This window comes from Microbacterium sp. SS28 (genome assembly GCF_022761035.1).
GTDB lineage: Bacteria > Actinomycetota > Actinomycetes > Actinomycetales > Microbacteriaceae > Microbacterium.
In genome coordinates, this window is record NZ_JAKWJP010000006.1 from 16,812 (window position 1) to 39,091 (window position 22,280).

The following is a 22,280-nucleotide window of genomic DNA, read 5'->3' on the forward strand; positions in this document are numbered from 1 at the left end:
TCCTGCGCGGCTACTCGCGCAGCGTCGCGCCGAACGACCGCGACGCGACCTCGACGCCCGCGAGCTTCGCCTCGGTCGCCTCCGCGGCCGTGAGCGTGCGGTCGCCCGCACGGAAGCGCAGCGCGAACGTCAGGCTCTTGGACCCCTCGGGCAGACCCTGCCCGCGGTAGTCGTCGACGAGTCGCGCGGATTCGAGCAGTGCGCCCGAGCCCTCGACGAGCGCCGCGCGCACGGCGGCCGCGGGGATCGCGGCATCCAGCACGAGCGACACGTCCTGCGTCGCCGCGGGGAAGGTCGACAGCGAGGCCGCCACGACCTTCTCGCCGGCGAGCGACAGGATGAGGTCGAGATCGAGCTCCGCGACGAGAACACGACCGGGAAGATCGGATGCCTCGGCCACGGCGGGCAGCACTTCGCCGACGTAGCCCACCTCGGTGCCGCCGACCGAGAGCACGCCCGTGCGTCCCGGGTGGAGCGCGGCGCGCTCGGCCTGCGCGACGTCGATCGCGACGCCCGCGGCCGAGGCGATGACGCGCACGGCGTCCAGGGCGTCTGCGAGGTCGGCCGCGACGGGCTGCTGGCCCGGCTGCTTCGCCACGACGTTGCCCGTGACGAGGATCGCGACGTGGCGATGCTGCGGCGGGATCGACGCATCGAGCTGCGCGAGGGTCGCGGCATCCGGACGCACGGCGAGCGGCGGGACGAACGACGTGCCGTACTGCACCCCCGGCTCGGGCAGGAAGACGCTGCCGCTCTCGAAGAGCGACAGATCCGTCAGTCCGCGCGACAGGTTGCGGTGCGCGACCTGCAGGAGCCCCGGGACGAGCGAGCGACGCAGGAACGGCGACTGGCCGTCGAGCGGGTTCGCGAGCTTGATGCTCGGCAGGCGCTCACCCGAGGGCGAGCCGTGCAGGTCGTTCTGGTCCTCGGTCGTGAAGCCGAACGACGGGGTCTCGACGAAGCCGGCGGCGGCGAGCGCGTTGGCGACGCGACGGCGGCCCTGCTGCGCGAGCGTCAGACCGCGCCCCGACGGCGGAGTCGGCAGCACCGAGGGGATGCGGTCGTAGCCCTCGATGCGGGCCACCTCCTCGGCGAGCGTCCACTTGTCGGTGAGGTCGGGACGCCAGGTCGGCGGGATCGCGATCCAGCCGCGGGGGTTCTCGCTCACCTCGCAGCCGATCATCTCGAGCGCTGCGACGATCTCGGCGTCGGTGTACGCCACGCCGATGAGCGCGGGCACGAAGGCCCGCGGAAGCTCGATGCCCGCGGTCGAGAACGCGTTCATCAGCGCACCGCCGGCACGCGTGTCGGTTCCGCCGGCATACGTCACCATCAGCTCGGCGACACGGGCGGCGGCGATGAACGGGATCGCCGGGTCGACACCCCGCTCGAAGCGACGGGATGCCTCGGACGGCAGCTTGTGGCGCCGGGCTGTGCGCGCGATCGACACGGTGTCGAAGGTGGCCGCCTCGATGAGCACGTTGCGCGTGGCATCCGTCATCTCGGTGGTGCCACCGCCCATCACGCCGGCCAGGCCGATGGGGCCGGACTCATCGGTGATGAGCAGGTCTTCGGCGCTGAGATCGCGCACCTTGCCGTCGAGGGTCTCGAGCTTCTCGCCCGCCGTCGCGCGGCGCACGGTGATCCCGCCGGTGAGCTTGTCGAGGTCGTAGCCGTGGATGGGCTGGCCGAGCTCGATCATCACGTAGTTGGTGATGTCGATGAGGATGCCGAGCGAGCGGATGCCGGCGAGCGTGAGGCGCGCGATCATCCAGGCGGGCGTCGGCTTGGTGGGGTCGACGTCGCGCACGATGCGCGCGACGAACTCCGAGGCGCCGACGCGGCCGCGGAGAGGTGCCTGATCGTCGACGGTGACGGCGAACGCGCTCTCGTCGTGGAGGTTGACCTCGCCCCAGACCTTCGCACCCGGATCGCGGAACTCGGCGCCGGTGGAGTGGGAGTACTCGCGCGCCACCCCGCGGATCGACAGCGCGTAGCCGCGGTCGGGCGTGACGTTGATGTCGACCGCGACGTCGTCGAGGCCGAGGAGAGCGATCGCGTCGGTGCCGACGGGCGCGTCGAGGCCGAGCTCGACCAGACGCAGGATGCCCGAGTGCTCATCGCCGAGGCCCAGCTCGCGGGCCGAGGCGATCATGCCGTCCGACACGTGTCCGTACGTCTTGCGCGCCGCGATCGGGAACGGCCCGGGGAGCACGGCGCCGGGCAGGGTCACGACGACCTTGTCGCCCGCGAAGAAGTTGCCGGCGCCGCACACGACGCCATGGACCGCGGGGCCGCCATCGGCGGCGACCTCGTCGCCGGGCGCGACGCGCACCTGGCACCAGCGGATCGTCTTGCCGTTGGACTGCGGCTCCTCGACGAACTCGAGGACCTCACCCACGACGATCGGACCCGTGAGGTCGAAGCGGTGGACGTCCTCCTCTTCGAACCCGACCGAGACGAGCGCCGCGAGGACGTCCTCGGGCGAAGCATCCGCCGGCACGTCGACGAACTCACGGAGCCACGAAAGCGGGACGCGCATCAGACCACCATTCCGAACTGCTCGCTGAAGCGGACGTCGCCCTCGGCCATGTCGCGCATGTCCTGCACGTCGGAGCGGAACATGAGCGTGCGCTCGATGCCCATCCCGAACGCGAAGCCCGAGTACTCCTCGGGGTCGATCCCGGCCGCGCGCAGCACGTTGGCGTTGATCATTCCGCAACCGCCCCACTCGATCCAGCGGGCTCCGCCCTTGAAGGTCGGGTGCCACAGGTCGAGCTCGGCGGACGGCTCTGTGAAGGGGAAGTAGTTGGCGCGGAAGCGCGTCTTGGCCTCGGGACCGAACAGCACGCGCGCGGCGTGGTCGAGGGTGCCCTTGAGGTGCGCCATCGTGATGCCCTTGTCGACGACGATGCCCTCGAACTGCGTGAAGACCGGGAGGTGCGTCGCGTCGAACTCGTCAGTGCGGTACACCCGACCCGGGCACAGGACGTAGAGCGGCAGGTCGCGCTCGAGCATCGACCGCACCTGCACGGGCGACGTGTGCGTGCGCATGACGAGGTGGCGCTCGACGGGATCGACGAAGAACGTGTCCTGCATCTGCCGCGCGGGGTGGTCCTCGTCGAAGTTGAGCGCGTCGAAGTTGAACCACTCGTGCTCGAGCTCGGGCCCCTCCGCGATCTCCCAGCCCATGCCGACGAAGATGTCGGCGATCTGCTCCTGCAGGAGCGAGATGGGATGCCGCGCCCCGACCCGCGCACGCTCGGCGAGCGCCGTGACGTCGACGCGCTCGGCCTCGAGGCGCGCCGCGGTCTCGGCCGACGCGACGTCGGCCTCACGGGCGGCGAGCGCCTGGCTCACACGGCCGCGGGCCTGCCCGATGAGCTTGCCGAACTCGGCCTTTCGCTCGGGGGCGACATCGCGCAGACGCGCGTTGAGCTTCGCGAGCGGCGACCCCTCGGCGGTGTGCGCGCTGCGCGCCGCCTTCAGGTCGGCCGTCGTGGCGGCATCCGCGATCGCTGCGAGAGCCGCCGCGACCGCGTCTTCCACCGCCTCAGGGGTGATCTCAAGTACGTCGGACACGAGGACCGAGTCTACCGGCGGCCGGAGGGCAGCCCCGTCTGGCCGCGAGGGGGCACCCGCCGTGGGTCAGGAGCCGCCGGCGTCGCGGTCGCGGATGATGTCGGAGGCGCGCTGCGCCGCGAGCGTCTCGGTCGCGGTCGTGGGGGCGTCGAGCGCTGCGGGAACGCCGGCGACGGCGACGGTGCGGGGCGAGCGGCGCAGGCGCCGCTCGACGACGTACGCGGTGTACGACAGGGCGAGGCACAGGGCGACGTAGATCGTGCCCGCGACGAGGGCCGCGGGGATGAGCGGCGAGCCCAGGACGGCGTTGGAGCCGAGGAGCCGCGCGAAGTAGAGCAGCTCGGGGTAGGTGATGATGAAGCCGAGCGCCGTGTCCTTCAGGCACACGACGAGCTGCGAGATGATGACGGGCATCATGGCGCGGATCGCCTGCGGCAGGAGGATCAGCCGCAGGACGCCGGCCTTGCGCAGCCCCACGGCATAGCCCGCCTCGCGCTGCCCGCGCGGCAGGGATTCGACGCCAGCCCGGATGACCTCCGCGAGCACCGATCCGTTGTACGCGATGAGCGCGATCACGACCGCCCAGTACGACGGCATCTTGATGCCGATGACGGGGAGCCCGTAGTACAGGAAGATCATGAAGATCAGAACGGGGATGGCGCGGAAGACCTCCGTCACGCCCGTGATCGGCATGCGCACCCAGGCGTGATCCGAGAGCCGCCCGATCGCGAGCACGAAGCCGAGAGCGATCGCGCCGACGGCGGCGACGGCGAACGCCGCGAGCGTGCGCAGCGTCGCGAGGCCGAACTGCTCCCAGATGCGCACGAACGTGAAGGCGTACCACTTCTCGGCGCTGAACTGGCCCGTGACCCAGAAGCGGTAGACCACGAAGCCCACCAGCACGAGCACGACGAGGATCGTGACGATGCCCAGGATGCGGTTGCGGACGACGGCGCGGGGCCCGGGGACGTCGTAGAGGACGGAACTCATCGCGCGATCCTCCACTTGTTCTCGAGCACGCGCTGCAGCCACGCGAGCAGGAACACCATGAGCACGAAGGCGGCCATGACCCACAGGATCGTCACGAGCTGGTTCTCCCCGTTCTCGCTCATTTCGGCGCGGATGTTGCCGAGGTTCACGACCGAGAATCCGGCCGCGACAGTCGTGTTCTTCAGGAGCGCGATGAAGACGCTCATCATGGGCGGGATGACGGACCGCGCCGCCTGCGGAAGCACGACGAGCGACATCACCTGGCCGAAGGTGAGGCCGATTGCTCGGGCCGCTTCGGCCTGCCCGACCGGCACCGTGTTGATGCCGGAGCGGAGCGTCTCGGCGACGTACGTGGCGGTGTAGATGCCGAGCGCCCAGATCGCCAGGACGAGGAAGTTCGCCCGCCCCGGCAGGAGGAGCGGCACGCAGAACGCGAAGAAGAACATCACGAGCGTCAGCGGGGTGTTGCGGATCCAGTTGACGTAGACCCCGCCCACCGCCCGCGCGACGGGGATGGGCGAGACGCGCATGGCGCCGACGATGAGGCCCAGCACGAGGGCGATCACGCCGCCCGCGAAGAACAGGATCAGTGTGCCCCACAGCGCGGCGGCCCACACATCGGGATAGTCGGTGATCAGGCCCACCGTGACGTCCTCTCTCGCTCCGGACCGGGGAGCGGCGCCCGCGCGAGGCGGGCGCCGCTCGGAACTCAGCTGACCGGGTCGACCTCGGGCTGCTCGCCCTCGACCCCGGCCGGGCCGAGGTTCTTGTCGAAGATGGCCTGCCAGATGTCGCCGCCGTCGGTGAACATCGTGTTGATGTACTCCTGCAGCGCCGTGTCGCCCTTCGTGAGGCCTACGCCGTAGCGCTCCTCGCTGAAGACGTCGCCGACGACCTTGAGGTTGTCGGGGTCCTGCGCCGCGTAGCCGATGAGGATCGCCTCGTCGGTCGTGACGGCGTCGACCTGTCCGTTCTTGAGCTGCTCGACGCACTGCGAGTACGTGTCGAACTCCGTCGTCGAGGCCTCCGGGTGCTCATCCTTGATCCGCTGGATCGAGGTCGACCCGGTCGCCGAGCAGACGTTCTTGCCCTCGAGATCGTCGACGCTCGCGATGTCGCTGTCCGCGCCGACGAGCAGGCCCTGGCCCGTGATGAAGTACGGCCCTGCGAAGGAGATCTGCTCCTTGCGCTTGTCGGTGATCGAGTACGTGCCGACGTAGTAGTCGATGTCGCCGTTCAGGATCGCCTGCTCGCGGTTGGCCGACGGGATCGCGGTGAACTCGATCTTGTCCTCGTCGTAGCCGAGCGATGCCGCGATCCACCGTGCGATGTCGACGTCGAAGCCCGTGCGGTCGCCCGTCGTCGGGTCGAGGTAGCCGAGGCCCGGCTGGTCCTCCTTGACGCCGACCTTGACGGAGCCGCGGTCGGTGATGGCGTCGAACGTGGGGCTGCCCTCGAGCTGGACGTCTTCGGCGACGGTGAACCAGGTGCCTTCCTCTGCACCGTCTCCCGTCGACTCCCCCGTGGGCGATCCGCCCGGTGTGCCGCTGTTGCACGCCGTGAGCGTAAGGAGGGCGGCGGCGGCGAGGCCGAGCCCTGCGATGATCCGTGACTGTCTCATGTGAACTCCTCGTGGTTGCGCATGTGCCGTGCTGGTACGCATGACGTTCGGGTCCGTCCGTGATGCATCCGGTGGTGTGGGGTCCTTTCTCCAGTGGTGACGGCGAGGGTCAGTGGGTCAGCAGCTTGGAGAGGAAGTCCTTTGCGCGGGCGGACTGCGGGTTCGTGAAGAACTGCTCGGGGCTGGACTCCTCGACGATCTGGCCGTCCGCCATGAAGACGACGCGATCGGCGGCTTTGCGGGCGAATCCCATCTCGTGGGTCACGACGATCATCGTCATGCCCTCCTGGGCGAGGCTCACCATGACGTCGAGGACCTCGTTGATCATCTCGGGATCGAGGGCGCTCGTGGGCTCGTCGAAGAGCATGACCTTGGGGTTCATCGCGAGGGCGCGCGCGATCGCGACGCGCTGCTGCTGACCGCCTGAGAGCTGCGCGGGCAGCTTGTTGGCCTGCTGGGCCACCCCGACGCGCTCGAGCAGCTTGCGGGCCTGGGCCTCGGCATCCGACTTCTTCATCTTGCGGACCTTGATCGGGCCCAGCGTGACGTTGTCGAGGATCGTGAGATGCGCGAAGAGGTTGAACGACTGGAAGACCATGCCGACGTCGGCGCGCAGTTCGGCGAGCCCCCTGCCCTCCTTCGGCAGCTCCTTGCCGTCGATCGTGATGCCGCCGCTCGTGATCGTCTCGAGCCGGTTGATCGTGCGGCACAGCGTCGACTTGCCCGAGCCGGAGGGCCCGATCACGACGACCACCTCACCGCGGTTGACCGTCAGATCGATGTCTTTGAGCGCCTGGAAGTCGCCGTAGTGCTTCTGGAGATCGGTGATGACCACGAGTGGATCACCGCGTCGCACGTTGATGTTCGACGTCGGAGGGGCGGGGCCGTCGAGTGTCGCCATAACGGCACCCTAGAAGCGTCCGGCCTGCGCGGCCAGGCCTTGCGGCGAGCTTTACCGACCTGTAACAGAGCCGGAATGCGTCACGCGGTGCGGCCGGCGCGCTGCGCGAAGGCGCTCTCGTAGAGGCATACGCTCGCGGCGGTCGCAAGATTGAGCGACTCCGCCGAGCCGTAGATGGGCAGACGCAGCGACAGGTCGGCGTGGGCGAGCGCCTCTTCCTCGAGACCGCGCGCCTCGTTGCCGAAGAGCCATGCGGTGGGCTCGGCGAGCAGGTCGCGGTTCGCGAGGAAGTCCCCGCCCCCGACGTCGGCCGCGATGACGCGCAGCCCCGCCGCACGCGCCCGCTCGACCGTCGTGGCAAGGTCCGCGGCGACGGCGACGGGAAGGTGGAAGAGCGAGCCCGTCGTGGCGCGCACGACCTTCGGGTTGTAGGGATCGACCGTGCGGCCCGTCAGGACGACGGCGTCGGCTCCCGCAGCGTCGGCTGCGCGGATGATGGTGCCGAGATTGCCCGGATCGCGCACCTCTTCGCAGATCGCCACGAGCCGCGGTGCATCGGCGAAGACATCGCGGACGGATGTCGGGGTCTGGCGTGCGACGGCGACGATCCCCTGCGGAGTGACGGTGTCGGCCATCGCCTCGAGCACTGCCTCGGTCGTGTACTCGATTTCTATCCCCGCGTCACGCGCGGCGGAGCGCAGATCGGGATGCCGCTCCAGCGCGGTCGGCGTCGCGAACATCTCGACGAGGGTGTCGGGCCGGTAGGCGAGCACTTCGCGCGCCGCCTGCGGACCTTCGAGGAGGAAGAGCCCCGTCTCCTGCCGCGCGCTGCGCTTGACGAGCTTCGCGACGGCGCGGACACGCGGCGATCGCGGATTCTCGAGCACGGATTCAGCATAGGGGCGCGGCATCCCGTTCCCCGGATCGACCCACGCGCCGATCGGCGGGCGCGCGTCGGCCCGCGCGGGGGTTACGGGCACGCGAAAGGGCGCCCTCCCGAAGGAGGACGCCCTTTCCGAACCCGGTCGCGCTTACGCGGACTTGGGTGCGTTGACGTTCTCGGGCAGAGCCTTCTTGGCCGTCTCGATGAGCGACGCGAAGGTCTTCGGCTCGTTGACCGCGAGGTCGGCGAGGATGCGACGGTCGACCTGGACACCCGCGAGGCCGAGGCCCTGGATGAAGCGGTTGTACGTCATGCCGTTCTGGCGGCTCGCAGCGTTGATGCGCTGGATCCACAGGCGGCGGAAGTCGCCCTTGCGCTTGCGACGGTCGCGGTACGCGTAGACGAGCGAGTGGGTGACCTGCTCCTTCGCCTTGCGGTACAGACGCGAACGCTGACCCCGGTAACCGGAGGCGCGCTCGAGGATGACGCGACGCTTCTTGTGGGCGTTGACGGCCCGCTTGACTCTAGCCATTTCGTTTGGTTCCTATTCCTGCGTCGGCGGTCAGATGCCGAGGAGCTTCTTGGCGACCTTCGCGTCACCCGGGGCCAGGACCTGCTCCTGGTTGAGGCGGCGCGTGCGGACCGACGACTTGCCCTCGAGGTTGTGGCGCATACCGGCCTGCTGCTTCATGAGCTTGCCGCTTCCCGTGACCTTGAAGCGCTTCTTGGCACCCGAGTGGGTCTTCTGCTTCGGCATCTTTCTTCCTTCGTTGTGTGTCCCGCCCAAGCGGGAGTCGGTGTCCCGCCGGGGCGGGAGTCTGTGGGGGCCTTACTCGGCCGGAGCCGGTGCGGCCGGAGCCGGTGCGGCGGGAGCCGGTGCGGCCTGGTCCTGCTCGAGGTCTTCCTCGGCGTGTTCGACCGTGGCACCGCCGCTGCGGGCGGAACGCGCTGCCTCTTTGTTGGCGGCGCGCTGAGCGTTCTGCTCGGTCTTCACTTCGGACTTGTTCTTGTGCGGAGCGACGACCATGACCATGTTGCGACCGTCGATCGTGGGGTTGGACTCCACGGTTCCGAACTCGGCGACGTCCTCTGCGAACTTGCGCAGGAGGCGGACGCCCTGCTCGGGACGCGACTGCTCGCGGCCTCGGAACAGGATCATGGCCTTGACCTTGTCACCCGACTGCAGGAAGCCCTCGGCGCGCTTGAGCTTGGTTATGTAGTCGTGAGCCTCGATCTTCAGACGGAAGCGGACCTCTTTGAGGACCGTGTTCGCCTGGTTGCGGCGGGCTTCCTTGGCCTTCTGCGCGGCTTCGTACTTGAACTTGCCGTAGTCCATGATCTTGACCACAGGCGGCTTGGAGTTGGGAGCGACCTCGACGAGGTCGAGGTCCGCTTCCTGAGCGAGGCGCAGCGCCACCTCGATGCGGACGACGCCGACCTGCTCACCCGCGGGCCCGACGAGGCGGACCTCGGGGACGCGGATGCGGTCATTGGTACGGGGATCGCTGATGCGGAACTCCTCTTTCATGCGGGTGGCGGCCACCGCGACACGAGGAGCGTCGCGGGCGAAAGAGGATTCATTCCACCCGGCACGACGCGAGCGCCGGCTCTCATCCGCCCGATCCCCGCAGTTGCTGTGCAATGGGGGCTGCCCCCTCCGCAAGCGGAAGAGGTGGAGCGTGTGGACCCGGTAGCCTTGATCGGCAAGCGCGGGTGGGATGTGATCCTCTTTCGTTCCGGAGCAGAGCGCTCCGGAGCCCGCCAAAGTCTAGCAGAGAGAGCGGCGTGGACACGATTCGAGGCGACCGGGGCGATTCCGACACGGCAGGCGGGGCGGCCGACGCCGAGCGCCTGGCCCGGTGGGAGCAGGAGGAGCAGGCCGCGGCGAGCGCGACGCGCGACATCGCGGACGTCCCCGCCGTCGAGGTGATCACGACCACGGCGGTGCACCTCATGAGCGCAGCCGCCGTCAAGGTCGGGCTCGCGGACGACCCCGAGACGCAGAAGGACCTCGACGAGGCCCGCAAGCTCATCAACGCCCTCGCGGGCCTCATCACGGCCGGCGCCCCCGAGATCAGCGACATGCACGCACGGTCGCTGCGCGACGGCCTGAGGTCATTGCAGCTCGCGTTCCGCGAGGCGTCCGTCATCCCCGACCCGATCGGCAAGGGGCCCGGCGAGAAGTGGACCGGCCCGGTCAACTGACGGATCGGTTCGGGATGCCGCGTCACGCGCGGCCCGAACGGTCAGGTCTGCCGGCTCAGCTCGCCTCAGCCTGAGATGCCGAGCTCCGCGGCGCCGCGGGCGACGGCGTCGACTGTGCGCCGCACGGCCTCGGCGTCCGTTCCGCGGTTGCTGACGGCGAACCGCACGACAGTGCGTCCGCGCCACGACGACGAGGACGCCCACACGGTGCCTTCGGCGCGGAGCCACTCCCCCAGCGCCGCCGTCGTCGGGTCGTCGGGCGCCGCGAGGCACACCTGCGTGAAGACGACGTCGTTGACGACGCTCATCCCGGGGATCGCGCGGAATCCGTCGGCGAGACCCGTCGCGGCATCCACGAGTCCGTCGACGAGCTCCGCGACACCGCGACGGCCCAGGAACCGCAGCGCCGCCCAGACCGGGACGCCGCGCGCGCGGCGCGACATCTCGGGCACGTGGTCGTACGGGTCGGCAACCCCGTCGATCGACGGCAGATACGCGGCGCGCGCGCCGAGGGCAGCCCTCATCGCCGCTTCGTCCCGGACGATGGCGACCCCGCAGTCGTAGGGGACGTTGAGGGTCTTGTGCGCGTCGGTCGCCCACGAGTCCGCGTCGGCGAGACCTGCGACGAGATCCTCGAAGCGCGCACTCGCGGCCGCCCAGAGTCCGAACGCGCCGTCGACATGCACCCACGCGCCCGCGAGATGCGCGACCTCGACGGCCGCCGCGAAGTCGTCGAACGCGCCGGAGTGCACGTCGCCGGCCTGCAGCGCGACGATCGCCGGCTCGTCACCGTGCTCGTGCAGCGCGCGGGCGAGCCCGGCGACGTCGATGCGCCCCTGCTCGTCGGCGCCCACGGTGACGGGAGAGCCGAGCCCCGACATCCGTCCCGCCAGAACGACCGAGGCATGCACGGCGTCACCCGCGAAGAACCGGACGGGCGGCGCGCTGTGCAGCCCGAGCGTCGGGTCGCCGCCGCGCTCGCGGATGACGGCGTCCCGCGCCGCGAGGAGGCACGCGAGGTTCGCGCTCGTCGCGCCGGTCGCGAAGCCGACGCCGCTCTCGGGCGGGAGGTGCAGGAGATCGAGGAGCCAGCGCCCGGCGGTGTCCTCGATGGCGGCGGTCGCCGGCGTCGGCTGGCGGGGTCCCGTGTTCTGGTCCCACGCCGAGACGAGCCAGTCGGCCGCGAGCGCCGACGGATAGGCCCCGCCGATGACGAGACCGAAGAAGCGCGGCGAGCCCATCGCCATGAGACCCGGCTCCGCTGCCGCAGCGAGCTCATCGACGACCTCCGTCGCGTCGCGCCCCTCTTCCGGGAGGTCCTGATCCAGGCGGTCGAGCATCGCACCCGCGTCGAGCTCGGGACGGACGGGCCGCTCGTCGAGTGTGCCGAGCCAGGCCATCGCGTGGCGATGCGCCCTGTGCAGCGGCGATCCGTACTCGCCGTGCGCCGCGGCGGCGGCGTGCGGCGTCTCGGCCTCGTGTCGCGCCCAGTCGTGGGTCGCGTTGTGCTGCCGCGCGTCATCGCGCGTGACGCCGTCGTCCATCGCCCACCTCCCGAGCCGATCGCCGAGGCCGATCCTCCGCTCGTCGGATCGTCGCCGCAAGGGCCCGATCGGCTCACGCAGGGAACGGCGCCGACGGATGCCGCGGCCGGGCTGTTCAGCCGCGGACGAGCTTGACCGTCAGCGAGTCGACGAGCACCGCGATGCGGTCGTCGGCCGCCCAGCGCTTGGCGAGCCGCGCGAGGACCGTGTCGAGCTCGGCGCGGTCGAGGCCCGGCATGAGCTCGAGACGCACGATGAGCTCGGGCCCGCGCAGGCGCCCCGAGGGATCCCCAGGGGCGACGCCGAGGTCGAGCACAGCGAGCTCGCCGCCGACGCTCGCCTGCAGCCCCGCGAAGACCTCGGGCGAGGCATAGCTCGGCTCCCACGGCGTCCCCTGCGCGATCGCCCACACGGCGGGGCGGCGCAGGACGAACTCCGTCTCGGAACCGGGGTCGATCACGATGAGGTCTGTGTCGTCGTCGGCCGCGGCGAGCGCGGTGCGCACGCCGTCCGCGGGGACCGGGCGGGCCGCGGCATCCCACCGCGACAGCGCCTGCACAGAGGTGAAGACCGGCAGCACGCGCCGTCCGTCGGGGGCGGCGACCGTCACGATCGACAGCTCCTGCGTCTTGTCGACGGCGAGCCCGTGCGCGCCGACGCCCTCGTCGCCCTTCTCTGCCACGAGCGGGATCAGGAGCCGCGCCGAACGGTACGCCTCGACGATCGCGACCTGATCCCCGGCGCCGCTGCGGAAGTCCAGCAGCGCGGCGAGCAGACCCGGATCGGCCGATCCGTCATCGCCCGCGTGCGTGTTCGGCTCGAAGCGGCGACCCTCCCACGGCACGCCCGCCGAGTCCGCGGACCGGTCGCCGTGCGCGTGCGGGTGGTCAGTCGCCGGCGACATCCAGAGCCTCGGCGAGCGTGAACGCGCCCGCGTACAGCGCCTTGCCGACGATCGCGCCCTCGACGCCGAGCGGCACGAGATCGCGCAGAGCCGCGATGTCGTCGAGGCTCGAGATGCCGCCGGATGCGACGACGGGCTTGGGTGTGCGCTCGGCGACCTGGCGGAGCAGTTCGACGTTGGGCCCGCGCAGCGTGCCGTCCTTCGTGACGTCGGTCACGACGTAGCGGCTGCAGCCGGCCGCCTCGAGGCGGTCGAGGACCGTCCAGAGGTCGCCGCCCTCCTGCGTCCAGCCGCGCGCGGCGAGCGTCGTGCCGCGCACGTCGAGTCCGACCGCGACGACGTCGCCGTAGCGTCCGATGACGTCGGCCGCCCACTCGGGGTTCTCGAGCGCCGCCGTGCCGAGGTTGATGCGCGCGGCGCCCGACTCGAGCGCCGCTTCGAGCGACGCGTCGTCACGGATGCCGCCCGAGAGCTCGACCTGGACGCCGCGGACCTGCTTGATGACCTTGCGGAGGACGCCGGCGTTGCTGCCGCGCCCGAAGGCGGCGTCGAGGTCGACGAGGTGGATCCACTGCGCACCCTGTCGCGCCCACTCGAGGGCGGCGTCGACGGGGTCGCCGTAGCTGGTCTCGGAGCCGGCTTCGCCCTGCGTCAGACGCACGGCCCTGCCGTCTGCGACGTCGACGGCGGGGAGCAGGATCAGTTCGGGCCGGGAGGCGAAGTCGTTCATGAATCCTCGGTGCGTGTTCGTGATCGCGGGACGGTTCCCCGCGGGGGGCACGAGTTCAGAGGTTAGCCCCGTGGAGCCCGTCGATCCAATTGGACAGGAGCCGGATGCCCGCCTGCCCCGACTTCTCGGGGTGGAACTGCGTGGCTGAGAGGGGTCCGTTCTCGACCGCCGCGAGGAACGGCGAGGCGCCGTACGAGCACCACGTGAGCGTGGGCTCGGGGAACGGCGGCTGCACGTCCAGCTGCCAATGCTGGGCGCCGAAGGAATGGACGAAGTAGAAGCGCTCGTGCTCGAGTCCGCGGAAGAGACGCGAGCCCTCCCCCGACTCGACCGTGTTCCAGCCCATGTGCGGCAGGACGGGCGCGTCGAGCTCGGTGACGGTGCCGGGCCATTCGCCGAGACCCTCGGTGTCGACGCCGCGCTCGACGCCGCGTTCGAACAGCACCTGCATGCCGACGCAGATGCCCAGCACGGGACGACCGCCCGCCAGGCGGCGGTCGATGAGCTCTTCTGCACGGCTTGCGCGCAGGGCGTCCATGACGGCGCGGAAGGCTCCGACGCCCGGGACGACGAGCCCGTCGGCCTCCAGGACGAGGGCGCGGTCGGACGTCAGGCGCGCATCGGCGCCCGCCGCATCGAGCGCCTTGACGGCGGAGTGCACGTTGCCCGAGCCGTAGTCGAGCACCGCGACGAGCGGTCGCGTCACAGCGCGCCCTTCGTGCTCGGAATCCCCTCGACGAGGGGATCGAGCGCCTTCGCCTGCCGGAAGGCGCGCGCGAACGCCTTGTACTCGGCCTCGGCGATGTGGTGCGGGTCGCGCCCTCCGAGGACGCGCACGTGCACCGTGAGGGCCGCGTTGAACGTGATCGCCTCGAACGTGTGGCGGACGAGCGAGCCCGTGAAGTGGCCGCCGATGAGGTGGTGCTCGAATCCGGCGGGCTCGCCCGAGTGGACGAGGTACGGGCGGCCCGAGATGTCGACGACAGCCTGCGCGAGCGCCTCGTCGAGCGGGACGAGCGCGTCGCCGTAGCGCGCGATGCCCGACTTGTCGCCGAGGGCCTGACGGATCGCCTGCCCCAGCACGATCGAGACGTCCTCGGCGGTGTGGTGGGCGTCGATGTCGGTGTCGCCCGACGAGCGGACGGTGAGGTCTGTCAGCGAGTGCTTGGCGAATGCCGTCAGCATGTGGTCGAAGAACGGGACGGTGGTGTCGATGTGGCTGCGGCCCGTGCCGTCCAGGTCGAGTTCGAGCTCGACGGTGGACTCGCTCGTCGCGCGGCGCAGCGACGCGGTGCGTGCGGTCATGTCGCTGATTCTATCGACGCGAGGGCATCCAGGAACGCCGTGGTCTCGGCCTCGGTGCCCGCCGAGACCCGCAGGTGGTGCGGGATCCCGACGTCGCGGATGAGCACCCCGCGGTCGTAGAGCGCGCGCCATGTCGCGGCCGGATCGTCGACGCCGCCGAACAGGACGAAGTTCGCCCACGAGTCGTGCGGCTGGTAGTCGAGAGCGTCGAGCGTCGCCGAGATGCGGTCGCGCTGCATCACGATGTCGTCGACCATCCGCAGCATCGTCGGCGCGTGCCGCAGGGCTGCAGACGCCGCGGCCTGCGTGAGCGAGCTCAGGTGGTACGGCAGCCGGACGAGACGGAGCGCGTCGATGACCGCCGCGTCGGCGGCGAGGTAGCCGACGCGGGCTCCCGCGAAGGCGAAGGCCTTGCTCATGGTGCGCGAGACGACGAGCCGCTCGCGCCCCGGGAGCAGCGACACCGCGGACCGCTCATCGCGCGGCGCGAACTCCTGATAGGCCTCGTCGACGATCACGATCCCATCGGTCGCCTCGTACACGGCTTCGATGACGTCGAGCCCCATCGGCGTGCCGGTCGGGTTGTTGGGCGTGCAGAGGAACACGACGTCGGGGCGGGCGTCCGCGATCTGCGCGGCGGCGCTGCCCGCCTCGAGCGTGTAGTCGTGCTCTCTCGACCCGGCGATCCAGTTCGCGCCGGTGCCGGCGCTCAGGAGCGGGTACATCGAGTAGGTCGGCGCGAACCCGAACGCCGTCCGACCTGGACCCGCGAAGGCCTGCAGGAGGTGCTGGAGCACCTCGTTCGAGCCGTTGGCCGCCCAGATCTGATCCGGCGTCAGACCGTGCCCGAGGTAGTCGGCGAAGCCCTCGCGCAGTGTCGAGAACTCGCGGTCGGGATAGCGGTTGACGTCTCGCAGCGCCTTGGCGATCGAGTCGAGGATGTCGTCCGCGACCTCCTGCGGAACAGGGTGCGTGTTCTCGTTGACGTTCAGCGTCACGGGGAGAGAGGCCTGCGGCGCGCCGTACGGCGTCTTACCCCGGAGGTCGTCACGAAGAGGGAGCTGGTCGAGGCGAACGGTCACCCCTCCCATGGTAGGGCGCGGTCTCACCGACCGGGCGCGTACTCCGCCGGGATCGAGAGCCGCTCGCCGGCCGACACCGTGACGCCCTCGAGCGCGTTGAGCCGGATGAGCGCATCGACGACGTCGCGCGGATCGGCGCCGGGTGCGACCTCCTGAGCGATCGACCAGAGCGAGTCGCCGGGCGCGACCGTCACGGTCTGGAACGTGGCGGGGGCGGCACCGTGCTCGAGGGACGCGAGGGCCGCCGAGGAGCCCCCGATGACGGCGACGCTCAGCGCGACGACGGCCGGAACGGCGGCGATGGCCGCGAGGAGACGGCGGCCGCGCTTGGTCAGTCGCAGGCGAGTCCTCGTCATGACGTGGCTCGTGAGGTCGGGGGTGAAGCCGATCGCGCTCATGCGTCCTCCTGGTGATGAGAGATTCGCATCCGCCCCTCGGCCGGGAGGGGCGGATCCGAATCTGTATTCCGAAGTTATCTTCGATAGAATGGGATGTCAAGATCCGATCGGGGAGGCCGACCGTCGAACGCGACACGCGGCTGGAATGCCGCGGAGCCCGCCTGCGACCGGATACCGTTTCGATGGAGACACCACATCACGGACCTCCGACATTCGAAGACGACTGCTCTTCGGAACCGCGAGACAGGAGCGCACATGAGCGACGCGATGGGCCGCGAGAGGCCCCAGACCCGCCGCCGCAAGAGCCTGAGCGACAAGCAGCTCGCGATCCTCGAGGTGATCCAGCGCTCGATCGCCCGCCACGGCTACCCGCCGAGCATGCGCGAGATCGGCGACGCCGTCGGCCTCAAGTCGCTCTCGAGCGTCACGCACCAGCTCAACCAGCTCGAGCTCAGCGGCTACCTGCGCCGCGATGCCGGCAAGACGCGCGCCATGGAGGTGCTCATCGACCTCCCCGGCACGGCGGCCGAGAACCCCGCCGACACGGCGCCCTCCGTCGGTGACGCGGCGCTCGTCCCCCTCGTCGGCAGGATCGCGGCCGGTGTGCCGATCACGGCCGACCAGCAGGTCGAGGAGATCTTCCCGCTCCCCCGTCAGCTCGTCGGCAAGGGCGATCTCTTCATGCTCAAGGTGTCGGGCGAGTCGATGATCGACGCCGCCATCTGCGACGGCGACTGGGTCGTCGTGCGCACGCAGCCGACGGCCGACAACGGCGACATCGTCGCGGCGATGCTCGACGGCGAGGCGACGGTCAAGACCTTCCGCCAGCGCGACGGCCACACGTGGCTGCTGCCGCGCAACTCCGCGTTCGAGCCGATCCTGGGCGACGACGCCACGGTGCTCGGCAAGGTCGTGGCGGTCCTTCGCGCCGTCTGACCCGCTCACCGCTCCTCGCCCGCGCCGGGCGAGGAGCGCACGCCCTCCATGGCCAAGCCTCGGACCGCCGGGCACAATAGCCGCAGGGCGCGGGGGTGCGCCCATGAGAGGTGACGACATGGCCACGTCCGAGATCGAAGACCTGCGCGCCGAAGTCGATCGGCTCCGCGCCGAGAACGACACGCTCAAGGTGACGGCTCCCGTCGGAGCCGGACCCGCTGCCGCGGCTCCGCGCGCCAAGGGCCGGTGGCGGGCGTTCGTCTCGGCGCTCATCATCGTGATCGCGGCGCTCCTCGTGCCCATCTCCATCGTGAGCGCGTGGGCGCGCGTGCAGCTCGTCGAGGAGGAGCAGTTCGTCAATACGCTGGCTCCGCTCGCCCAGGATCCGGCCGTGCAGGGCATGATCATCGACGAGACGATGGACGCCATCAATGCTCAGGTCGACTTCACCGAGCTCACGACGAACGTGTTCGACGGGATCGCCGATCTGGGAGTGCCCCCTCGTGTCGCACAGGCGCTCGACCTGCTGAAAGCCCCCGCGGCCGACGGCCTCGAGAACCTCGTCAACACGACGGTGACCCGCGTCATCGAGTCGGACGCCTTCGCAGACGTCTGGGCGACGACGACCCGGGCGGCCCACCGGGCCCTCACCGCGGCAGCGACCTCGGACGGCGGCGGGATCGTCGTCATGACCGACGACGGCGTCGGCATCCAGCTCGGCGCGATCGTCGAGCGCGTCAAGGCCAACCTCGTGGACCGCGGCGTCGGCGTCGCGCAGATGATCCCGACGATCGACAAGGTCATCATCATCGGCACGGGCGAGACGCTCGTCACCATCCGCACGACCTACGCCATCGCGTCGACGCTCGGCTTGTGGCTGCCCCTCATCACACTCGCCCTCTTCGCCCTCGGCATCCTCATCGCCCGCAGGCGCAGCGTCGCGGTGCTCGGCACCGGCATCGGCTTCGCCGTGGGCGGCGGGGCGCTCGCCCTCGGCTTCGCGGCGGGCTACCCGGTCATCGGGCAGGTCGCGGTGCAGCTCGACCTCTCGGTCGCGGGCCTCGACGTCGTCTACAGCGCGCTCATCGACTCGATGCGTCAGACCGCGACGATCATCGCGCTCCTCGGCGTCTTCATCGCGGTGCTCGGCTGGTTCCTGGGCCGCTCCTCGGCGGCCGTCCGCTCGCGGGGCTTCATCCGCGGCGTCAACTCCTCGGCACGACGCTGGTTCGCCTCGCGCGGCCTCAACACCGGCGGCTTCGGCGTCGGTCTCGCCCGCTACCGCGTCCTCATCCGGGTCGTCATCGCCGTCCTCGCCGTGATCTGGCTCTACGCCCTGCGCCCCCTCTCGGCGAGCGACGTCTTCCTCGTCATCATCGTCTCGTTCGCGGTCGCCTGGATCCTCGAGCTGCTGCAGAAGCGCCCCGACGAGCTCCCCGCGCCCCGCACGGAGGACTCGGCGCTCGTCGCCGAGGAAGCCGCGCTCGATGCAGAGGAGGCGGCCGCCGACGCCGAGATCGCGGCGGCGCGCGCCGAGGCGGCGGCCGTCTGGACGACCGACGCGACGGACGACGCGACGGCGGCGGCCGACGCGACCGCTGCCGACGCCGAGGCCGAGGCTGACGCCGACGCCGACGCCGACGCCGACGCCGAGGCCGACGCCGAGACGGCGGATGCCCCGGCCGCGGCTTCCGATGAAGCCGCGACCGAGGCATCCGGTCCCGCGAAGAAGCCTCGCGCTAGACGCTGACCGCGATCCCCTCGCGCACGAGACGCGTGGCCTCGACGAGGTTGCGGAGCGAGGCCACCGTCTCGGGGTAGGCACGGGTCTTGAGCCCGCAGTCCGGGTTGACCCACACCTGACGCAACGGCAGCTCCGAGGCGGCACGGCGCAGGAGGTCGGCGACCTCGTTCACGGACGGCACGCGCGGCGAGTGGATGTCGTAGACGCCGGGGCCGATGCCGTGCGCGAAGCCCGACGCGGCGATGTCGGAGATGACCTCGCCGCGACTGCGCGCAGCTTCGATGGAGGTGACGTCGGCGTCGAGCGCCGCGATGGCGTCGATGACCGTGTCGAACTCCGAGTAGCAGAGGTGCGTGTGCACCTGCGTCGCCGCCGCGGCGCGCGCCGTCGCGAGACGGAACGAGCCGACCGACCACTCGAGGTACGCGGGCTGAGCCGCCGACTTGAGCGGCAGCAGCTCCCGCAGCGCCGGCTCGTCGACCTGGACGATGCCGATCCCGGCAGCCTCGAGGTCGGCGATCTCTTCGCGCAGCGCGAGGGCGACCTGCTCCGCCGTCTCGCCGAGCGGCTGGTCGTCGCGGACGAACGACCACGCGAGGATCGTGACGGGGCCCGTCAGCATGCCCTTGACGGGCCGCTGGGTGAGCGACTGCGCGAACTGCGCCCACGACACAGTGATGGGCGCGGGTCGCGAGACGTCTCCCCAGAGGATCGACGGTCGCGTCGCCCGCGAGCCGTAGGACTGCACCCAGCCGTTACGGGTGACGGCGAAGCCGCCGAGGTGCTCGGCGAAGTACTGCACCATGTCGTTGCGCTCAGGCTCGCCGTGGACGAGGACATCGAGCCCGAGTTCCTCCTGGAGCCCCACGACCGAGGTGATCTCGAGGCGCAGCAGCTCCTCGTACTCGGCCGTCGTCAGCTCGCCGCGATCGTGCTGCGCGCGGATGCGGCGGATGTCGCCGGTCTGCGGGAACGACCCGATCGTCGTGGTCGGCAGGACCGGAAGACCGAGCGCCTCCTCCTGCGCCGCGCGCCGCGTCTCGTAGTCGCCGCGCTCGAGGTCGGCGGGGGTGAGCTGAGCAGCACGTGCGCGCACCTCGCCGTCGCGCACGCCGGGCGCGCTGCGGCGGTCCGCGAGGGCGTCGGATGCTGCGTCCAGCGCGGTCTCGATCGCGGCGCGGCCCTCGGAGAGGCCGCGCGCGAGGGCCGCGACCTGCTCGACCTTCTGGTCGGCGAACGCGAGCCACGAGCTCAGCCGCGCTCCCAGGTCGGGGTCGTCGGCGACGTCGTGCGGCACGTGCTGCAGCGACGTCGAGGTGCCGACGGCGATCCGGCGCGCCGGGAGCGCCGCGAGCGCCTCGAGCCGGCTCCATGCCGCCGCGAGGTCGCCTCGCCACACATTGCGTCCGTCGACGACTCCGCCCACGAGGGTCTTGCCCTCGAGGCCCGGCACGACGGCCGGGACGGTGCCGCGGGTGAGGTCGACCGCGATGGCCTCCACCGGCGCAGCGGCGAGGGCCGTCCAGGCCTCGTCCGACAGCTGCGCGTAGGGCGCGGCGACGAGGATCGCGGGACGATCGGCGGCCGCGCCGAGCACGGCGTAGGCGCGCTCCGCTGCCGCGGCGAGCTCGGCGGTCGACAGCGGGAGGCTCTCGCTCACGAGCGCGGGCTCGTCCAGCTGCACCCACTCGGCGCCTGCCGCCCGGAGCGAGGCGAGCAGCTCGACGTACACGGGCACCACGTCGTCGAGGCGGTCGAGCGGCCGGAAGCCGGCGGGAGCTTTATCCGTCGCCTTCGACAGCGCGAGCAGAGTGACGGGGCCCACGACGACGGGGCGCGTCACGAACCCGTCGGCCCGCGCTTCGGCGACCTGTCGCCCGAAGCGGTCGGTCGAGAGCGAGAACCGCGTCTCGGGGCCGATCTCGGGCACGAGGTAGTGGTAGTTCGTGTCGAACCACTTCGTGAGCTCGAGGGGCGCGCGCTCGCCTTCGCCGCGCGCCGCCGTGAACGTCGCGGCGAGCCCGATCGTGCCGTCCGCGTCGCGGAGGTGGGAGAACCGCTCGGGGAGCGCGCCGACGGCGAGCGCCGCGTCGAGCACCTGGTCGTAGTACGAGAACGACTCGGGGATCGACGAGTCGTCGCGTCCCAGACCGAGCGATGCGAGGCGCTCGCGGGTCGTGCGGCGGAGTCCGGCGGCGGTCGCCTCGAGCTCGGCCTCGGTCTGCGAACCCGCCCAGTGGGCCTCGACGGCGCGCTTGAGCTCGCGGCGGCGGCCGATGCGCGGGTAGCCGAGGATCGTGCCGGAGGGGAAGGCTGCGGCGTTGTCGGTCATCGTGTGGGCTCCATTTCGGTCGTCTCGGTGAGGATCCCGGCCTCGCGGAGGACCGCGAGGACGGTGTCGTGATGGTTGAACGCGTAGAGGTGCACGCCGGGCGCGCCGCCCGCGACGACGTCGCGGGCGAGCGCGGAGGCGTGCTCGAGGCCGACGATGCGCTGCGCCTCGGGCGTGGCTGCGGCGTCGAGGGCCGCCGCGAGGTCTGTCGGAAGCTGCTCCCCCGTGAGCTCGAGCACCCGTCGCAGGCGCACGGGCGAGACGATCGGCATGATGCCGGGCAGGATCGGGATGCCGACTCCCGCCGCCCGCGCGCGCTCGACGAACCCCAGGTAGTCGTCGGCGTGGAAGAAGAGCTGCGTGATCGCGAAGGTCGCGCCGGCCGCCTGCTTCGCGAGGAGCGCGTCGATGTCCTCCGTGGCGTGGCGCGAGCGGGGGTGGCCGTTGGGGAACGCCGCGACGGCGATCTCGACCTTGCGGCGGCGGTCGACGCGCGCGGCGCCCGGGACGCCGGGGATCGAGTACTCCGTGTACGGCGCGCGCTCGATCTGGGCGCGCTGGATGAGCTGGACGAGCTGCGCGGCGCTCTCGAGATCGCCGAGGAAGTGGTCGTCCTCCGAGACGCCCTCGGGGGGATCGCCCCGCAGCGCGAGGAAGCTCGTGATGCCGGCATCCAGGAATTCGCGGATGAGCCGTGTCGCGCCCTCGTAGGTCGTCCCGACGCACGTGAGGTGCGCGAGGGCCTCGACGTCCGTCGTCTCCCGGATGTGCCGCACGAGCTCGAGCGAGCGCCCGCCCGTCGAACCGCCCGCCCCGTACGTGACGGAGATGAAGCGCGGACCCGCCGCGGCGAGGTGCCGGATCGTCTCGTGCAGGTTCGCCGTCCCCGCGTCGGTGCGCGGCGGGTACAGCTCGAACGAGAAGGGGACGGCGTCGAGGATGCTCGGAGGCATGGCGCGCATTTCGCTAGAGGGACGAGAGGCCGGTCGGCCGCGGACGGTGCTCCTCGCGGGGAGGGCACTGTGTCATCGCGGGCGGGTGCCGGGCTCGGCTGTCGCTCCACGCCCGGGGTGACCGGGCGTCTTCCTCCACGGTAGAGGACGCCGCCTCGGTGGTCGACGCA

General features: G+C 71.0%; 22 protein-coding genes. 3 read left to right on the top strand and 19 right to left on the bottom strand.

Going from position 1 to position 22,280, the window contains the following annotated elements:
* Positions 1-10: 10 nt before the first annotated feature.
* The 10 genes from pheT to infC all read right to left on the bottom strand — a co-directional run bounded on the left by pheT (position 11) and on the right by infC (position 9,505).
* Complete coding sequence (gene pheT, locus MJ607_RS16585) at positions 11-2,542, bottom strand: phenylalanine--tRNA ligase subunit beta (protein WP_243076729.1); 2,532 nt, start codon at positions 2,540-2,542, stop codon at positions 11-13.
* Positions 2,542-3,582, bottom strand: coding sequence for a phenylalanine--tRNA ligase subunit alpha (gene pheS, locus MJ607_RS16590; protein ID WP_243076730.1), 1,041 nt, complete (start codon positions 3,580-3,582; stop codon positions 2,542-2,544). The genes pheT and pheS overlap by 1 nt, the downstream gene beginning before the upstream one ends.
* Positions 3,583-3,648: 66 nt before the next feature.
* Positions 3,649-4,572, bottom strand: coding sequence for an amino acid ABC transporter permease (locus tag MJ607_RS16595; RefSeq protein ID WP_243076731.1), 924 nt, complete (start codon positions 4,570-4,572; stop codon positions 3,649-3,651).
* On the bottom strand, positions 4,569-5,216 hold the full coding sequence (locus MJ607_RS16600; RefSeq protein WP_243076732.1) for an amino acid ABC transporter permease: 648 nt from the start codon (positions 5,214-5,216) through the stop codon (positions 4,569-4,571). Before MJ607_RS16600 ends, MJ607_RS16595 begins: the two co-directional genes overlap by 4 nt.
* 65 nt (positions 5,217-5,281) lie before the next feature.
* Complete coding sequence (locus MJ607_RS16605) at positions 5,282-6,193, bottom strand: glutamate ABC transporter substrate-binding protein (protein WP_243076733.1); 912 nt, start codon at positions 6,191-6,193, stop codon at positions 5,282-5,284.
* A gap of 109 nt (positions 6,194-6,302) precedes the next feature.
* Positions 6,303-7,094, bottom strand: a complete 792-nt coding sequence (locus MJ607_RS16610) for an amino acid ABC transporter ATP-binding protein (RefSeq protein ID WP_243076734.1) — start codon at positions 7,092-7,094, stop codon at positions 6,303-6,305.
* A gap of 80 nt (positions 7,095-7,174) precedes the next feature.
* Positions 7,175-7,981, bottom strand: a complete 807-nt coding sequence (locus MJ607_RS16615) for an RNA methyltransferase (protein WP_243076735.1) — start codon at positions 7,979-7,981, stop codon at positions 7,175-7,177.
* A 144-nt stretch (positions 7,982-8,125) separates the two neighbouring features.
* Positions 8,126-8,509, bottom strand: coding sequence for a 50S ribosomal protein L20 (gene rplT / locus MJ607_RS16620; protein WP_243076736.1), 384 nt, complete (start codon positions 8,507-8,509; stop codon positions 8,126-8,128).
* Positions 8,510-8,539: 30 nt separating this feature from the next.
* On the bottom strand, positions 8,540-8,734 hold the full coding sequence (rpmI, locus tag MJ607_RS16625; RefSeq protein ID WP_243076737.1) for a 50S ribosomal protein L35: 195 nt from the start codon (positions 8,732-8,734) through the stop codon (positions 8,540-8,542).
* Positions 8,735-8,806: 72 nt separating this feature from the next.
* Positions 8,807-9,505 (bottom strand): translation initiation factor IF-3, encoded by a 699-nt coding sequence (gene infC / locus MJ607_RS16630; protein WP_243077053.1) that lies wholly within the window; start codon positions 9,503-9,505, stop codon positions 8,807-8,809.
* Positions 9,506-9,762: 257 nt separating this feature from the next.
* Between infC and MJ607_RS16635 the strand changes: the two genes are divergently transcribed.
* Positions 9,763-10,182 carry a DUF1844 domain-containing protein gene (locus tag MJ607_RS16635; protein ID WP_374238068.1) on the top strand — a complete coding sequence of 140 codons (420 nt, stop codon included), beginning with the start codon at positions 9,763-9,765 and terminating at the stop codon, positions 10,180-10,182.
* A gap of 65 nt (positions 10,183-10,247) precedes the next feature.
* Here MJ607_RS16635 and MJ607_RS16640 read toward each other — a convergent pair whose 3' ends face one another.
* The 7 genes from MJ607_RS16640 to MJ607_RS16670 form a co-directional block, all read right to left on the bottom strand.
* On the bottom strand, positions 10,248-11,582 hold the full coding sequence (locus tag MJ607_RS16640) for an aspartate aminotransferase family protein (protein WP_374238077.1): 1,335 nt from the start codon (positions 11,580-11,582) through the stop codon (positions 10,248-10,250).
* 259 nt (positions 11,583-11,841) lie between these two features.
* Positions 11,842-12,630, bottom strand: coding sequence for an SseB family protein (locus tag MJ607_RS16645; RefSeq protein WP_243076739.1), 789 nt, complete (start codon positions 12,628-12,630; stop codon positions 11,842-11,844).
* The gene (priA, locus tag MJ607_RS16650; RefSeq protein WP_243076740.1) at positions 12,614-13,360 is read right to left on the bottom strand and encodes a bifunctional 1-(5-phosphoribosyl)-5-((5-phosphoribosylamino)methylideneamino)imidazole-4-carboxamide isomerase/phosphoribosylanthranilate isomerase PriA; all 747 of its coding nucleotides are present in this window, start codon (positions 13,358-13,360) and stop codon (positions 12,614-12,616) included. Before priA ends, MJ607_RS16645 begins: the two co-directional genes overlap by 17 nt.
* Positions 13,361-13,415: 55 nt before the next feature.
* Entirely contained in the window at positions 13,416-14,066 is a 651-nt protein-coding gene (gene hisH / locus MJ607_RS16655) for an imidazole glycerol phosphate synthase subunit HisH (protein ID WP_243076741.1), read from the bottom strand.
* Positions 14,063-14,665 carry an imidazoleglycerol-phosphate dehydratase HisB gene (gene hisB / locus MJ607_RS16660; protein ID WP_243076742.1) on the bottom strand — a complete coding sequence of 201 codons (603 nt, stop codon included), beginning with the start codon at positions 14,663-14,665 and terminating at the stop codon, positions 14,063-14,065. Before hisB ends, hisH begins: the two co-directional genes overlap by 4 nt.
* Complete coding sequence (locus MJ607_RS16665; RefSeq protein WP_243076743.1) at positions 14,662-15,756, bottom strand: histidinol-phosphate transaminase; 1,095 nt, start codon at positions 15,754-15,756, stop codon at positions 14,662-14,664. Before MJ607_RS16665 ends, hisB begins: the two co-directional genes overlap by 4 nt.
* A 14-nt stretch (positions 15,757-15,770) precedes the next feature.
* Positions 15,771-16,145 (bottom strand): LysM peptidoglycan-binding domain-containing protein, encoded by a 375-nt coding sequence (locus MJ607_RS16670; RefSeq protein WP_243076744.1) that lies wholly within the window; start codon positions 16,143-16,145, stop codon positions 15,771-15,773.
* Positions 16,146-16,400: 255 nt separating this feature from the next.
* On the opposite strand from MJ607_RS16670, the gene lexA reads away from it, so the two are divergent.
* Positions 16,401-17,081, top strand: a complete 681-nt coding sequence (gene lexA, locus MJ607_RS16675; protein WP_243076745.1) for a transcriptional repressor LexA — start codon at positions 16,401-16,403, stop codon at positions 17,079-17,081.
* 118 nt (positions 17,082-17,199) lie between these two features.
* Positions 17,200-18,831 carry a hypothetical protein gene (locus tag MJ607_RS16680; RefSeq protein WP_243076746.1) on the top strand — a complete coding sequence of 544 codons (1,632 nt, stop codon included), beginning with the start codon at positions 17,200-17,202 and terminating at the stop codon, positions 18,829-18,831.
* Here the strand turns inward: MJ607_RS16680 and metE are convergent.
* Together metE and MJ607_RS16690 are read right to left on the bottom strand one after the other, a co-directional pair.
* Positions 18,821-21,157, bottom strand: a complete 2,337-nt coding sequence (gene metE / locus MJ607_RS16685) for a 5-methyltetrahydropteroyltriglutamate--homocysteine S-methyltransferase (RefSeq protein WP_243076747.1) — start codon at positions 21,155-21,157, stop codon at positions 18,821-18,823. The two genes, MJ607_RS16680 and metE, sit on opposite strands and share 11 nt — an antisense overlap.
* Positions 21,154-22,110: a methylenetetrahydrofolate reductase gene (locus MJ607_RS16690; RefSeq protein ID WP_243076748.1), complete on the bottom strand. Its 957-nt coding sequence runs from the start codon at positions 22,108-22,110 to the stop codon at positions 21,154-21,156. Before MJ607_RS16690 ends, metE begins: the two co-directional genes overlap by 4 nt.
* Between the last annotated feature and the right edge of the window lie 170 nt (positions 22,111-22,280).

What these genes read in the sequence shown, in the direction of transcription:
- pheT (WP_243076729.1), bottom strand. Translation starts at nt 2,542, where the DNA reads ATGCGCGTCCCGCTTTCGTGGCTCCGTGAGTTCGTCGACGTGCCGGCG.
- MJ607_RS16595 (WP_243076731.1), bottom strand. Translation starts at nt 4,572, where the DNA reads ATGAGTTCCGTCCTCTACGACGTCCCCGGGCCCCGCGCCGTCGTCCGC.
- MJ607_RS16605 (WP_243076733.1), bottom strand. Translation starts at nt 6,193, where the DNA reads ATGAGACAGTCACGGATCATCGCAGGGCTCGGCCTCGCCGCCGCCGCC.
- MJ607_RS16610 (WP_243076734.1), bottom strand. Translation starts at nt 7,094, where the DNA reads ATGGCGACACTCGACGGCCCCGCCCCTCCGACGTCGAACATCAACGTG.
- rplT (WP_243076736.1), bottom strand. Translation starts at nt 8,509, where the DNA reads ATGGCTAGAGTCAAGCGGGCCGTCAACGCCCACAAGAAGCGTCGCGTC.
- rpmI (WP_243076737.1), bottom strand. Translation starts at nt 8,734, where the DNA reads ATGCCGAAGCAGAAGACCCACTCGGGTGCCAAGAAGCGCTTCAAGGTC.
- infC (WP_243077053.1), bottom strand. Translation starts at nt 9,505, where the DNA reads ATGAAAGAGGAGTTCCGCATCAGCGATCCCCGTACCAATGACCGCATC.
- MJ607_RS16640 (WP_374238077.1), bottom strand. Translation starts at nt 11,582, where the DNA reads ATGGCCTGGCTCGGCACACTCGACGAGCGGCCCGTCCGTCCCGAGCTC.
- MJ607_RS16645 (WP_243076739.1), bottom strand. Translation starts at nt 12,630, where the DNA reads ATGTCGCCGGCGACTGACCACCCGCACGCGCACGGCGACCGGTCCGCG.
- priA (WP_243076740.1), bottom strand. Translation starts at nt 13,360, where the DNA reads ATGAACGACTTCGCCTCCCGGCCCGAACTGATCCTGCTCCCCGCCGTC.
- hisB (WP_243076742.1), bottom strand. Translation starts at nt 14,665, where the DNA reads ATGACCGCACGCACCGCGTCGCTGCGCCGCGCGACGAGCGAGTCCACC.
- MJ607_RS16665 (WP_243076743.1), bottom strand. Translation starts at nt 15,756, where the DNA reads ATGGGAGGGGTGACCGTTCGCCTCGACCAGCTCCCTCTTCGTGACGAC.
- MJ607_RS16670 (WP_243076744.1), bottom strand. Translation starts at nt 16,145, where the DNA reads ATGAGCGCGATCGGCTTCACCCCCGACCTCACGAGCCACGTCATGACG.
- lexA (WP_243076745.1), top strand. Translation starts at nt 16,401, where the DNA reads ATGAGCGACGCGATGGGCCGCGAGAGGCCCCAGACCCGCCGCCGCAAG.
- MJ607_RS16680 (WP_243076746.1), top strand. Translation starts at nt 17,200, where the DNA reads ATGGCCACGTCCGAGATCGAAGACCTGCGCGCCGAAGTCGATCGGCTC.
- metE (WP_243076747.1), bottom strand. Translation starts at nt 21,157, where the DNA reads ATGACCGACAACGCCGCAGCCTTCCCCTCCGGCACGATCCTCGGCTAC.
- MJ607_RS16690 (WP_243076748.1), bottom strand. Translation starts at nt 22,110, where the DNA reads ATGCCTCCGAGCATCCTCGACGCCGTCCCCTTCTCGTTCGAGCTGTAC.